General features: G+C 68.5%; 12 protein-coding genes. 2 read left to right on the top strand and 10 right to left on the bottom strand.

Going from position 1 to position 12936, the window contains the following annotated elements; all coding sequences use genetic code 11:
• Positions 1-19 precede the first annotated feature (19 nt).
• A complete protein-coding gene (locus tag ACYQ78_RS13265) occupies positions 20-475 on the bottom strand; it encodes a PPOX class F420-dependent oxidoreductase (protein ID WP_459801104.1) in 456 nt (151 codons plus the stop codon).
• An 80-nt stretch (positions 476-555) separates the two neighbouring features.
• On the opposite strand from ACYQ78_RS13265, the gene ACYQ78_RS13260 reads away from it, so the two are divergent.
• Both ACYQ78_RS13260 and ACYQ78_RS13255 read left to right on the top strand, forming a co-directional pair.
• A complete protein-coding gene (locus ACYQ78_RS13260; protein ID WP_459801103.1) occupies positions 556-1014 on the top strand; it encodes a lamin tail domain-containing protein in 459 nt (152 codons plus the stop codon).
• 9 nt (positions 1015-1023) lie between these two features.
• Complete coding sequence (locus tag ACYQ78_RS13255; RefSeq protein ID WP_459801102.1) at positions 1024-2205, top strand: ROK family protein; 1182 nt, start codon at positions 1024-1026, stop codon at positions 2203-2205.
• Here ACYQ78_RS13255 and ACYQ78_RS13250 read toward each other — a convergent pair.
• From ACYQ78_RS13250 to ACYQ78_RS13210, 9 genes are all read right to left on the bottom strand, one after another.
• Positions 2187-2831, bottom strand: coding sequence for a sigma-70 family RNA polymerase sigma factor family protein (locus tag ACYQ78_RS13250; RefSeq protein WP_459801101.1), 645 nt, complete (start codon positions 2829-2831; stop codon positions 2187-2189). The two genes, ACYQ78_RS13255 and ACYQ78_RS13250, sit on opposite strands and share 19 nt — an antisense overlap.
• Entirely contained in the window at positions 2828-3709 is an 882-nt protein-coding gene (locus ACYQ78_RS13245; RefSeq protein ID WP_459801100.1) for an RNA polymerase sigma-70 factor, read from the bottom strand. Before ACYQ78_RS13245 ends, ACYQ78_RS13250 begins: the two co-directional genes overlap by 4 nt.
• 10 nt (positions 3710-3719) lie before the next feature.
• Positions 3720-4418 (bottom strand): alpha/beta fold hydrolase, encoded by a 699-nt coding sequence (locus ACYQ78_RS13240; protein ID WP_459801099.1) that lies wholly within the window; start codon positions 4416-4418, stop codon positions 3720-3722.
• Positions 4415-4798, bottom strand: coding sequence for a cupin domain-containing protein (locus ACYQ78_RS13235; protein ID WP_459801098.1), 384 nt, complete (start codon positions 4796-4798; stop codon positions 4415-4417). Before ACYQ78_RS13235 ends, ACYQ78_RS13240 begins: the two co-directional genes overlap by 4 nt.
• A 4-nt stretch (positions 4799-4802) precedes the next feature.
• Positions 4803-5555, bottom strand: coding sequence for an SDR family oxidoreductase (locus ACYQ78_RS13230; RefSeq protein ID WP_459801097.1), 753 nt, complete (start codon positions 5553-5555; stop codon positions 4803-4805).
• Between the two features lie 134 nt (positions 5556-5689).
• Positions 5690-6376 (bottom strand): RloB family protein, encoded by a 687-nt coding sequence (locus ACYQ78_RS13225; RefSeq protein WP_459801096.1) that lies wholly within the window; start codon positions 6374-6376, stop codon positions 5690-5692.
• A 77-nt stretch (positions 6377-6453) separates the two neighbouring features.
• Positions 6454-7731: an AAA family ATPase gene (locus ACYQ78_RS13220; RefSeq protein ID WP_459801095.1), complete on the bottom strand. Its 1278-nt coding sequence runs from the start codon at positions 7729-7731 to the stop codon at positions 6454-6456.
• A gap of 160 nt (positions 7732-7891) precedes the next feature.
• Entirely contained in the window at positions 7892-10000 is a 2109-nt protein-coding gene (locus ACYQ78_RS13215) for a ThuA domain-containing protein (RefSeq protein ID WP_459801094.1), read from the bottom strand.
• Complete coding sequence (locus tag ACYQ78_RS13210; protein ID WP_459801093.1) at positions 10000-12813, bottom strand: PQQ-dependent sugar dehydrogenase; 2814 nt, start codon at positions 12811-12813, stop codon at positions 10000-10002. Before ACYQ78_RS13210 ends, ACYQ78_RS13215 begins: the two co-directional genes overlap by 1 nt.
• Between the last annotated feature and the right edge of the window lie 123 nt (positions 12814-12936).

Genomic DNA, 12936 nt, shown 5'->3' with positions numbered 1-12936 from the left:
GCCGCCAGGTTGATCGTGTTCAGGCCAGCCGGGCGGGGAAGCCGCCCGTCGCCACCGGGCCCCAGCGGGTCGGGGTGATGCGCAGCAGGGACTTGCCCTGGCGGACCATCGCGGCCCGGTATTCATCCCAGTCGGGGTGCTCGCCCGAGATGCAGCGGAAGTACTCCACCAGCGGCTCCAGCGCCTCCGGCAGGTCCAGGACCTCGGCGTCGCCGTCGACCTGGACCCACGGGCCGTCCCAGTCGTCCGACAGGACGATCACGCTGACCTGTTCGTTGCGGCGGGCGTTGTTCGCCTTCGCGCGTTCGGGATAGGTCGAGATCACGATCCGGCCCTCGGTGTCGACGCCGCACGACACCGGGGACGCCTGCGGACGGCCGTCCCGGCGTGCGGTGACGACGATCGCGTGGTGGCGCGGGCGGAGGAATGCGAGCAGCTCTTCGCGGGTGACCGGGTCGTTGGTCGCGATCTTCATGGAATCACTCTAGGCGCACAGGTCGCTTGTCCATATCATTCGAAACCCGGCAAGTTCCCCCGTGTCTTGGAGCGTTCCACATGCGCGTGATCCTCGTCGCCCTGTTATCCGTCGCGGCGCTCTCCCAGCCGGCCCAGGCGAAGGCTCCGGCCGTACAGATCACCAAGATTTTCTATGACTCGCCCGGCTCGCCCGACAACGGCGCGAACGCCAGCCTGAACGGCGAGTACATCCAGCTCAAGAACGTCACCAAGAAGGCGGTCAGCCTCAAGGGCTGGACCGTGCGGGACGCCACCAAGGCGCCCGACCACATCTACACGTTCGCCGCGTTCACCCTCAAGCCCGGCAAGACGGTCACGCTGCGGACCGGCGTCGGCAAGGACACCGCCACCAACCGCTACTGGGGGCGGAGCGGCGGCGGGACCTTCGCCTACATCTGGAACCAGGCCTCCGACACGGCCTATCTGCGCAACGCCTCGGGCAAGCTGGTCGACTCCTGCGCCTACAACTCCTCGCGGGACGACTACAAGATCTGCTGAACTCAGGTCATGAAGAACCTGGGGGCGCTGCTGCGGCACATCCACCTCAACGGGCCGACGTCGCGGGCGGCGCTGACCGAGGAGTTCGGGCTGAACCGCAGCACGATCATGGCGTTGACCGCCGAGCTCGCCGCCCTCGGGCTCGTCAGGGAAGAGCTGCCCGACGACACCTCCAAGGCCGGGCGGCCCTCCCTGGTGGTCAGCCCGGAGACCGGGAAGGTCTTCGTGCTCGCCTTCGACGTGGCGGTCGACTGGCTGCTGGCCGCCCGGGTCGGGCTCGGGGGAGTCATCCTCGACCGGCGGGCGGCGGTGCGGCAGCGTCGTCACCCCGACCTCGACGACGTCGTCGGGACGCTGGCCGAGTTCGCCCGCCAGTTGCTCCGCGACGTCCCGGACGACGCCGTCTGTGTCGGGGTGGGGGCGTCGTTCTGCGGGATGATCCGGCCGCAGGATGGAACCGTGCGTTACGGCCCCAAAACCGGGTGGGTCGACCAAGCCTTCGGACCGGAGCTGGAGCGCCGGCTGCCGATGGACCTGCCCGTGCGGGTCGGCAACGAGGCCCACCTCGGCGCGGTCGCGGAGAACCAGCGCGGCGCCGGGATCGGCTTCAGCAACCTCATCTACCTGCACGGAGACGTCGGCGTCGGCGGCGGCGTGATCATCGACGGCAGGCGGCTCGACGGGAACGACGGCTACGCCGCCGAGGCCGGGCACATGGTCGTCAACCCCTTCGACGGACGGCCGTGCCTGTGCGGGTCGCGCGGGTGCCTGGAGGCGGAGGTCGGCGAGAGTGCCCTGCTCGACCTGGCCGGATGGCCCCACGGCAGCGTCGGCCGCGATGCCGTCGCCTCGGTCGTCCACGCCGCGGAGCGCGGCGACCAGACCGCCCGCGAGGCGCTGGCCCGCGTCGGCGACTGGCTCGGGGTCGGGGTGGCCAACCTGATCAACCTGTTCAACCCGGGTGTGGTCGTTTTCGGCGGCATGCTCCGCGACGTCTACCGGGGCTCGGCCGACCAGGTGCGCGCCCGGATCGCGGCCAACGTCCTGCCGGTGTCCCGCGAACGCGTCGAACTCCGCATCGCCGCCCTCGGCGACGACACCACCCTGGTCGGCGGCGCCGAACTCGGCTTCGCCGCCCTCCTCGCCGACCCGGCGGAGGCCGTCAGAGGGGCTTACCGTCCCAGAGGTTGATCCGGCCAGCCCGCCAGCTTGTCGGGGTTCATCACGATCCAGACCGCCGTCACCTCGGCCGCCGCGACGCTGACGCTCACCACCGCCACGGCCCGCCCACCTTGGCGGAGCACCAGCCCGGTCCGCCCGTTCACCGGTTCGACGCAGACGTCGATCCCGTCCAGCAGACGCGACAGGAACAGGGCGACCGCGTCGGCGCCATGGGTGGGGCGCAGCGGGGCGCGGATCTTGCCTCCGCCGTCGCTGACCACGAGCGCATCCGCCGACAGCACTGACCGCAGGGCCGCCGAGTCGCCCGCCGAACAGGCGGCGGCGAAGCGGCGGGCGACGTGGTCGGTGGGCATCGCGTGGTCCGACCGGGGCCTGGGCGGTGGCGCGGGCGCGGGAGTGGGCTCGCCGGGCAGCGCCCCCGTAGCCAGGAGCTCCAGGCAGATGCCTCCGGCCACCCTGGTCAGCCACGCCCTGGGCAGGGTGATCGCCGCCCGGTCGGGGTCGGGGAGGGCGTACCAGCGGCGGTAGGTCTCCGTGACGATCTGGTCGGCGGCCGTCTCCGAGCCGAACAGCCACGTCGCGACGTCGAGCAGGTGCCGCCGTTCGTCGAGCATCTCGGCCAGCGATTCGGTCATGTCGGCTTTCTGGAGCGCTCGTATCCGGCGAGCTTGTCCGGGCTCATCACCCACAGCAGGTGGTGGATGCCGTCGGGGGAGGCGTCGAGGGTGAGCAGGGCGACGTCGGCGCCGCCCTTGCTCACGAGGGCGGCGGGCAGGCCGTTGGCCTCGACATAGGTGATCGTCACGCCCGGCCAGAACCTCGGCGCGAACGCGGTCACGAACTTGGTCACCCGCGGGACCCCCGTCAGCACGATCCTGGCCGCGCCCAGGACACCGTTCCCGTCGGTGAGGCTGACGACGTCGTCGGCGAACAGGCTCTCCAGGGCGTGGACGTCACCCGACTGGGCCGCGTCCAGGAAGGTCTCGAGCAGCCGCCGATGCGCGGACCTGTCGATCGGCTCGCGGCGCCCGGAGGCCAGCCGTTTGCGGGCCCGGCTCACGAGCTGGCGCGCGTTGGCCGCGCTGACCTGGATGATCTCCGCGATCTGCTCGTACGGATAGACGAACGCCTCCCGCAGCACATACGCGGCCCGCTCGGTCGGCGACAGCCGTTCGAGCAGCAGCAGGAACGCGAACTCCAGCGCCTCCCCGCGCTCGGCCCCCAACGTGGGATCCATGCTGGTGTCGACCGGCTCGGGCAGCCACGGCCCGACGTACGACTCGCGACGCACCCGCGCCGACCGCGCCACGTTGATCGACAACCTCGTGGCGATCGTGGCCAGGAAGGCCGGTGGGCTCTCCACGGCCTCCCGGTCGGTGGCCTGCCAGCGCAGCCAGACCTCCTGGACGACGTCTTCCGACTCGGCCGCGCTGCCCAGCATGCGGTAGGCGATGCCGAACAGGCGCGGCCGGAGCTCGGTGAAGACCGATGCGGCGTTCTCCAGTGAGTCCACGTACCTCAGCTCACCGCACGTGCTCGACGGCGTCGAGGATGCTCCGCGTCACGGTGTCGGGCCAGGAGACGGTGATCGAGTGCGAGGCGCCGGGGATCTCCCTGATCCCCATCGGCCGGGCCCGGTCGGCCATGTAACGCAGGGCCTCGACCGGGACGGTCCGGTCGTAGTCGCCGTACACGAACCACGAAGGCGTGTCGTGCCAGGCCGCCCTGGTGGTCATGTCGCTCAGCGCGCGCTGGGCGACCGGGCGCTGCATCACCGCCATCAGCGCCGCCGACTCGGGGTCGATGTCGTGGCAGAACCGCTGGTGGAACAGGGCGGGGTCGATCCGGTATTCGCTGCCGCCGGTGGCGACCGGGTAGGCGACCAGCACCTCACCCAGGTTGCCGCCCGCGAACTTCTCCGCCAGCGCCAGGGCGCTCTCGCCGGGTTCGGGGGCGAAGGCGGACACGTACACCAGAGCCCCGACCCGCGAGTGGACGGCCTGACTGATCACCATTCCCCCGAAGGAATGGCCGACCAGGACGACCGGCCCGGCGATGCCGCCGATCACGTCGTGGACGTATCCGGCGTCGCCGTCGAGACTCCGCAGCGGGTTCGCCACGGCGACGACGGGCAGGTCGTGGCCCAGAAGCCGGTGGATCACCCGCTTCCAGACCGCCGACTCCTCGAACGCCCCATGGACCAGGACGATCGTGGGTTTCACCGCGACCATCCCAGGCGCTTGAGCTCCTCCTCCTCGACGAAGGTCAGCATCGGCGTGCCCGGCGCGCAGAACATGGTGACGGTGAACTTCACCGGCACGTCGTCGCGCGCGTTGCCGTCCTGGAAGTGGATGACGTCGCCGCCCGGCTCCCAGAAGACCTCCCCCGCCTTCACCACCCGCACCGGCTGCCCCTGCAGCTCGAACCGCATCTCCCCCTCCACGACATAGCCGAAGGCCGGCCCCGAGTGGCGGTGCGGAGGGGTGCCCGGGTCACCCGGCGGATATTCGATGACGATGGTCATCGCGTGGGCCCCGTCGGGAACGAAGGGAGGCTCGACCTCCTGGAGCACGGTCAGCGCGGTCTTCCAGGCTTCCGACATGTGATCACTTCCCCTGGTTGGTCTTCAGCCAGTCGTGGTAGCCGATCCGGCCGAGCGTCGCGCCGTCACCCGGCACGAGCGTCCCCTGCTCCAGCTCACTGCCGAAGTAGCGGGCGTGGACGTCGGCCACGACCGTCCTCGGGTCGCCGAGGGCCCGGAGGGCGCCGCGGAAGAACTCGTCCATCTGGAACCGCTCCGGCCCGGCGATCTCCAGCCGCCCGTTCAGCGGCGCCCCCACCGCGACCTTGCCGACGTTCTCGGACACCTCGACCCCGGCGATCGGCTGGAAACTGACGGGCGCGACGTGCACCTCGTCACCCTGCGCGCCCTCGGCGGCGATGGCCTTGACGAACTCGAAGAACTGGGTGGCGTGGACGAGCGAGTAGGGGATCCCCGACTTCTCGATCAGCTCCTCCTGCGCGATCTTCGCCCGGAAGTAGCCGTTGTCGGGCAGCTTCTCGGTCCCCACGACCGACACGGCGACGTGATGCCCGACCCCGGCGTCCTTCTCGGCCGCGAGGAGGTTGGTCGTGGACGTGGTGAAGAAGTCCCAGACGGCGTCGCGCTCGAAGGAGGGCGAGTTGGAGACGTCCACGACGACCTGGGCCCCCTTGAGCACCTCGGCCAGCCCCTCACCTGTGAGCGTGTTGACTCCGGTGCTGGGGGCGGCGGCGACGGCCTCGTGGCCCTGCTCGGTCAGCTTCTCGATCAGCCTCGACCCGATGAGCCCGGTCCCGCCGATGACGACGATCTTCATATTGGCCCCTTCTCTCGATGCCGGGAGCGTGTGCGGCCCGGTCGTCAGCTAAGACAGGACAGCCTCCGAGGTTGTGACAAAAGCCGCGAACTTCTTCTGGCGTACCCACTGACCTGGGGTTACCTAACGGGGGGTCAGAGTCGCACGATTCCCAGGCGGACCAGCAGACGCCACACATCGGTGGACGGGTCGCGCTGAAGAACGGGGCAGTCCGGCGCGTGCCCGGAACGGGCCGCCCACTGGGTGGGTGACCGGGGGGTGTCGTCGCCGACCGGCCCGATCTTCGCCTGGCCGGGCTTGCAGAGCCCGTGGGCGCAGGAGGTGACGAGGTTGCGGGCATGCGCCACCGCTTGGTCCTCGCGACCCTTCAGGGCGTTACGCCGCGCCCCTTTGATGCTCTTGTCGCCTTTCTTGTCGAAGTCGCCGAAGGCCTCCGCCTCTTTGGCCTGGCGTAGTTTCTCGACCACGACCTTGCTGCTGCCGCTCTGCGCCCCTCCGAATGCCTGAAAGTGCAGGAGCAGCCACAGGTCGAAGGACGGATGGGAGAAGGCGAGTTCGATCCTCGAATCGGCGGCGTCCTTGATCGCTTGAGGGATGTCGTTCCACTGGTCGCGGTCGAAGAGCGCCCATGCTTCGTCTTCGCGGGCGGCCTCGCTCACGGCTGCGACGACCTCGCAAGGTGTTCGGCCGTTGCGGCGGTAGACCGGCTGGATCCGAAAAGGCTGGCTGTTTTGGTCGCCCTCGCCGAACTGCTCGTTCAGGTAGTGGAGATAGTCGGGCTCCGTGGATTCGCCTTCACAGGCGACGTACAGAACCGTCACCGCACGAGAGCGAGGGTTGTGTCGCGGGACCAAAGGGCGTTCGTCATCGAGGCTTCCGCGCCTTCTTCGCTTCCCACTCATGTTGCCGCCTCTGTTCCTGGCCGGGAGATCTCGCGGGCGATCTCACCTGCGGTCACCCGGGGCACTCCGCCATAGCGGCCACGGAGATAACCGCGTTCGAGGTTCTCCTCTTTACGTGGCTTTGCGGCCGTAAGCGGATAGAGCTCGGTTTCCCCGGAGCGATTTTTCGCAGTCATCCACACCTGGTCACGGCCGACCGGGCGATCGAGGACCTCATTACCAAGAAGGGTCGCGTCGTGCGTGGTGAAAATCAGTTGGGCGCCGTACGGATTGACGTCCGGGCTCTGGAAGACGCGTACGACCTCGGCCGCGAGGGCTGGGTGCAGGCTCGAATCCAGCTCGTCTACCAATAGGACGGATCCCCCATGAAGCGCGGTGAGCATGGGCCCCAGAAAGCCGAACCACACGTGCGTGCCCAGCGATTCTTCCGTTAGAAAGTCAAGTGGCACTTCCCCGTCGTCTGGTGTGCGGTGCCACAGCCTGATCTCGCCGGTCTCGGGATCAACATCGAGACGGGTGATTCCGAGGTCAGCCGATCCCAGCAGCTGTGTGATCCGCTCCCGGAAGAACCCCTCATAATCTGGGTTGGTCAGCAGTTTCCGGGTCCACTCGGCCAGGACGGACACGTTCTTTCCTGGTGCCATCAGAGGGGACAGGGAACGGATGAACCATCCATGGATCGCCGACAACTGGGGATCGTTGAGCGCTGCGCCGACCGACAGGAACAAAGCATTTGGCCGCGTTAGCTTGACCAGCGGTTCGCGTTCCCCTTTGAAACCCTCTCCCTTGAAGATGAACTCTCCACCTTCTGACTCCGCCCGGCCCGCTTCCCGGTCGAACCAGACATTCCGGCGGCCGTGCGGATAGGCGTGTAGCCATTCCGCCTCCACTCGTTTGTCCGATAGTTCGAAACCGTAGGTGTAGCGAACGGGATCCTGGCCCAGCGTGAAGTCAACCTCAAACAGGCTCGTCTCCTCGCGGGACGCCGGATCGAGCTTGAACGGTTCCCGGGGCACCATATCCGGTGCTTTGGCCCAGTCGGCGAAGGAGTTCCGCACCGCGTCGCGCATGAGCTTGAACCCGCTCAGCAGGTTGGATTTGCCCGATGCATTGGCCCCGAAGATCCCTACTACGGGCTGAACTGAGACATCTTGCCCTCGGTGCTTGAGACCGGTCGCACGTGCCGTGCCCTCGTCGAACTCGGTGGCGATCAGCGACAGTTCGTGGTCGTCGCGGATCGACCGATGGTTGGCCAGCCGGAACCGGATCAGCATCTAGACCACCTGCCTGACGGGTGTCACCTGTGTTTTGGCGCATGAAATCTGCGCGAAACACGATCTGACACCATGCTACCAACCTCATGTATGGCCACACGAGTAGGCAACGTCAGGGAACCGGGGTGCCGGTCGGACCGGCACCCCGATCACCGTTCAGTTAGCTGCCGTATACCTCGAACTGGAAGAGGCTGTAGCCCCAGGCGGTGCCTCGGGTCGTGCCGTAGATGCGGACGTAGCGGGCCGAGTTGTTGAGGCCCGTGTTGTCGTCCTCGCCGCCGTTGCCGCCGGTCACGGTGCGGACCGTGGTCCACGTCGAGCCGTTGGGGGAGGTCTGGATCTGGTACGCCGAGCCGTAGGCCGCTTCCCACAGGAGGCGCACCCGGTTGATCGTGTACGTCTGGCCCAGGTCCACCTGGATCCACTGCGGGTCGGCGAAGGCGCTGGCCCAGCGGGTGGTGGCCGAGGCGTCGACCGCGGCGGAGGCCGGGTACTGGGCGGCTTCCACGCTCGATGCCGTGGCGGTCTTGTTCAGGGCCAGGTTGGTGACGGTGGGCGTACAGGACCTGATCATGGTGAAGTCGTCGACGTCGAACAGGCCGGTTCCCGTTCCGGTGAAGGTCAGGAAGATGTTGGCCGTTCCGTTGGGGACGCCGCTCAGCGACGTGAGGACGTCGGTGAAGGTGTCCCAGCTGCCGGTGTTCGGGACGGCGACCGTGCCCAGGATCGTCCCGGTCTGGGAGCCGGTGCGGATCTGGATCTGGCCGCCGGGGCCGCCGGAGACCACCCGGGCCTTGAAGCCCGTCACGCCGGCCACGTTGATGTTGTTGTAGCCGGCCCAGTCGCCGGGCTCGATGTTGCCCAGGGTCTGGCCGTTGTTGGCGCCGGCCTTGGTGAAGGGGGCGGCGCCGCTCACCGAGGTGTAGGTCTCGGCCTGGGTCGTCGGGCCGCAGATCTGGGGCGGCTGGGTGCCCAGTTCCTTGATCCGGACGTTCCGGAACGACGCGTTGTCGCCGGTGCCGTGGTTCTGGAGGCCGATGTAGCCGTCGAGGTTCCTGGCCGCGACCGTGTTGGTGAAGTCGTTGATCAGGGCGCCGTTCAGGTAGACGCGGACGCGCTGGCCCTCGACGAGCAGTTCGTAGGTGTTCCACTCACCCGGCGGGTTCAGGTTGGCGTCCCGGGCGGCGATGTCGGCCGACTTGAAGCCGTAGATCGAACCGGTGGTCCGGTCTGCGGTGTCGGTGGCGTCGATCTGGATCTCGTACCCCTGGTTGACGGCGATGTTGGGGTCGCCGCCGGGGTTCGGGAAGCCGATGAAGATGCCCGAGTTGCTGTCGCCGGTGAGGCGCCAGTCGGCCTTCAGCGAGTAGGACGAATACTGCTTGGCGTTGTACCAGAACAGGCCCATCCCGCCCACGGACGACAGGGTCGCGTCGGTGTTGGAGAAACTCCCCGGGCCCGACTGCGACCAGCCGGTAGTAGAGCCGTTGTACAGGGTCGTGTAGCCCGTCTCCGCCCGGCAGTCGGCGTCGGCGCGCTTGGCGGCGTACCGGATGCCGCCGAGGAGCTGGCTGCGGAAGCCCGCCTCGGCGTAGGTCGACTGGGTGTGGCCGAAGCCCGTGTAGAACGAGCGGCCGCTGTCGATGCCCTTGCACCACGTGATCGGGTGGTCGCCGCCCATCGAGCCGCCCGAGTAGGTCGACTCGTCGAGCGTGGCCAGGACCCTCGCCGTGGAGCGCGGGTTGGTCTGGTAGTTGTACAGCTCGTCGGTGCGGACCCACGACTGCGCCAGGTGCGAGGTCGCCGGGTGGGCGCGGTTCTCGGTCCTGGACGTCACCTGCTGGATCGCCGGGTGGCTGGCGAAGTAGGCGCCCGCGAGGGTGTTGTAGAACGGCCAGGCGTATTCGGTGTCGGCCGCCGCGTGGACGCCGACGTAACCGCCGCCGCCGCGGATGTAGCTCTCGAACGCCGTCTGCTGGGTGGCGTTCAGCACGTCGCCGGTGGTGTTGAGGAACACGACCGTCTCGTACTGGGCGAGGTTGCCGGTGGTGAAGGCGGCGGCGTCCTCGGTGGCGGTCACGGTGAAGCTGTTGGCCGCGCCCAGGTCACGGATGGCCTGGGTGCCGACCGCGATCGAGTCGTGCCGGAAACCGGCCGTCTTGGAGAAGACGAGCACGTCATAGGGGGCGTCGGCCGCTTGGGCCGGTAACGCCGTCAGGGTGCAGGCGGCCAGGGCTATCGCCCCGGCGGCGATGAGGGCTTTCCGCATCAGGAAACCGTCCACTTCTGGTTGGCGGCCGCGGTGCAGGTCTGTTGCTGGACGACGGTGCTGTCCGCCGTGTTGCTGCCCAGGACGCCGACGCACTTGCCCGATCCGACGTTGCGGAGCGTGCCGTCGGACGGGGTCGTCCAGTTCTGGGCCGCCGTGCCGTTGCACGTGTAGAGCTGGATCTTGGCGCCGTCGGCGGTGCTGGCGCCGGAGACGTCGAGGCACTTGCCGAGGGCCCGGAAGGTCTGGCCGGTGCGGGTCCAGGTCTGCGACGCCGAGTTGTTGCACGTGTAGATCTGGATCTGGGTGCCGTCGGCGGTGGCGCCGCTTCTGACGTCGAGACACTTGCCACCGAGGCCCGTGACCCGGCCGTTCCCGGTCGGCGGCGTGCCGGTCGCGAAGGTGAAGGTGTCCAGGTCGAAGAGCGCTCCGGTGCCCGTACCGGCGAAGGTCAGGTAGAGCGAGGTGGTGCCTGCCGGGGCGCCTGAGATCGTCCCGGTGACGTTGGCGAAGGTCTCCCAGCCGCCGGTCGGGGCCACGGTCGCCTGGCCGATGATCGTGCCGGTGGGCGAGCCGGTGCGGAACTGGAGGGTGCCGCCGATTCCGGCCGAGGAGACCCTGGCCGTGAACGACGTCGCGTTGTTCAGCTTGTACGGGTCGAACTGGATCCAGTCGCCGTTGTGGATGTCACCGACGGTCCGGCCGCCGTCAGCGGTGGCCTTCGTCATCAGCGCCACGCCCTGCGCCGTCTTGTAGTGCTCGGCCTGGCGCTTCTTCGGCTGCAGGATGTTCTGCGCGTGCACGTTCAGGCCACCGTTGTCGGTGTAGGACGCGTCGAAGATCGGGAAGATGTTGGCCGCGTCGTCGTGCTCACCGTCCACCGGGATCGTGATCGTGCCGGCGCAGCCGGTCTGCGAGGTGATCTGGTGGGCGTGCTGGTCGTGGCCGAGCGCGTAGGCCATCGTCACCCGGGAGCAGTTGATCGCCCCGTCCTCGGGGTCGGTGACCGTGACGCTCCACGGCACGCTCTCGCCGAACGAGACGAGCTGGCCGGAGGCCGGCAGGTTGATCGTCACGGTCGGGGCGGTGTTGCCGACGCTGATGACGACGCTGGAGGTCCCGGTCGCGCCCTGCGGGTCGCGCACGGTCAGGGTCGCGGTGTAGGTGCCGTTCGCCGTGTACGTCTTGGTCGGGTTGGCCGCCGTCGACGTCGTGCCGTCACCGAAGGCCCACGAGTAGGTGAGCGTGCCGCCCTCGGGGTCGCTGCTGCCCGCCGACGAGAACGTCACGGCCAGCGGGGCCGCGCCGGAGGTCCGGTTGGAGCTGGCCACGGCGGTGGGGGCGCGGTTGCCGCCGCCGACGTAGTCGTACCGGTAGAGGGCGCTGTTGGCGTCGCCGTTGAAGTAGCCGGTGCCGTAGTCGAGGACGTAGTAGGCGCCGTCGGGGCCGAACGCCGAGTCCATGACCTGCTTGCCGTTCCACGGGAACGTGTCGATCGTGCCGACCGAGCCGTCGGCGTTCACGTGGATCGGCTTGACCCAGCCGCGGCCGAACTCGGTGGCGAAGAACTGGCCGTCGAAGCTCTGCGGCCACTTCGTCGCCGAGGGGTTCGCGGCGTCGAAGCGGTAGACCGGGCCGCCCATCGGCGACTCGCTGCCCCCGCCGAACGCGGCCGGGGTTCCGGCGTCACCGGCGTAGCGGATCCAGGCCGGTCGCGGCTGCGGCAGCGTCTGGAGGCCGGTGTTGCGGAAGGAGTTGTTGGTCGGCTGTCCGGCGCAGTTGTACTTCGGCCCGGTCGCGTTGGTGGCGAAGTTCCACTCGTTGTACGTCTCGGTGGTGGTGTTCGTCCCGGTGCAGTAGGGCCAGCCGTAGTTTCCGGCACTCGTGACGCGGTTGAACTCGACCTGGCCCGAAGGACCCCTGGTCGAGCTGGTGGCACCCGCGTCGGGGCCGTAGTCACCGACGTAGACGACGCCCGTGGCCTTGTCGACGCTGATCCGGAACGGGTTCCGGAACCCCATCGCGTAGATCTCGGGACGGGTGTTGGCGGTCCCCGGCGCGAACAGGTTGCCCGACGGGATCGAGTAGGTCCCGTTGGCGTTCACCTTGATGCGCAGGAGCTTGCCGCGCAGGTCGTTGGTGTTGCCCGCGCTGCGCTGCGCGTCGTAGGCGGGGTTGCGCTCGGTCCGCTCGTCGAGCGGCGAGTAGCCGGACGACTCGAACGGGTTGGTGTCGTCACCCGTCGACAGGTAGAGGTTGCCGGCCGCGTCGAAGTCCATGTCGCCGCCGACGTGGCAGCACATGCCCCGGCTGGCGGGGACGTCCAGGACGGTGATCTGGCTGGCGGTGTTGAGGGTGAAGTCGGCGTTGAGCGTGAACCGGGACAGGCGGTTCACACCGGTCCACGTCGTCCACGTGGCGGCGGTTCCGGAGGCGGGGGCGTCGCCGGAGGGGGTGCTCAGCGGCGGCGCGTAGTAGAGGTAGATGTGGCGGTTGGTGGCGAAGCCGGGGTCGACGGCGACGCCCTGGAGTCCCTCTTCGTCGTGCGTGTAGACCGGCAGCGTGCCCACGACGGCGGTGTTCCCGGCGGCGTCGGTCCGGCGCAGGGTGCCGTTGCGGGCGGTGTGCAGCACCGAGCGGTCGGGCAGCACCGCGAGCGACATGGGCTCACCGGTCTCGGCGACTCCCTTGGCGAGGGTGACCTGCTGGAAGTCGGTGGCGTTGATGGTGTGGGCCTGGGCGGGGACGGCGGTGACGCCCGTCAGGACAAGCAGTGATGCGGTGGCGGCGAGCCACCAGCGGCGGTGTTTCATGCACTTCCTTAAGGCGAGCTTGACTCTTTCGCAGCGTAAGTTGTTTCGGGAAGATGGTCTAGAAGTTACGTACGATCCAACGAGTCTTTTGTTTTTTTGTGCGAAAGTAGGTCGTGGGATAGT

Source organism: Herbidospora sp. RD11066, assembly GCF_054661255.1.
This window is presented reverse-complemented; position numbering and strand designations above follow the sequence as displayed.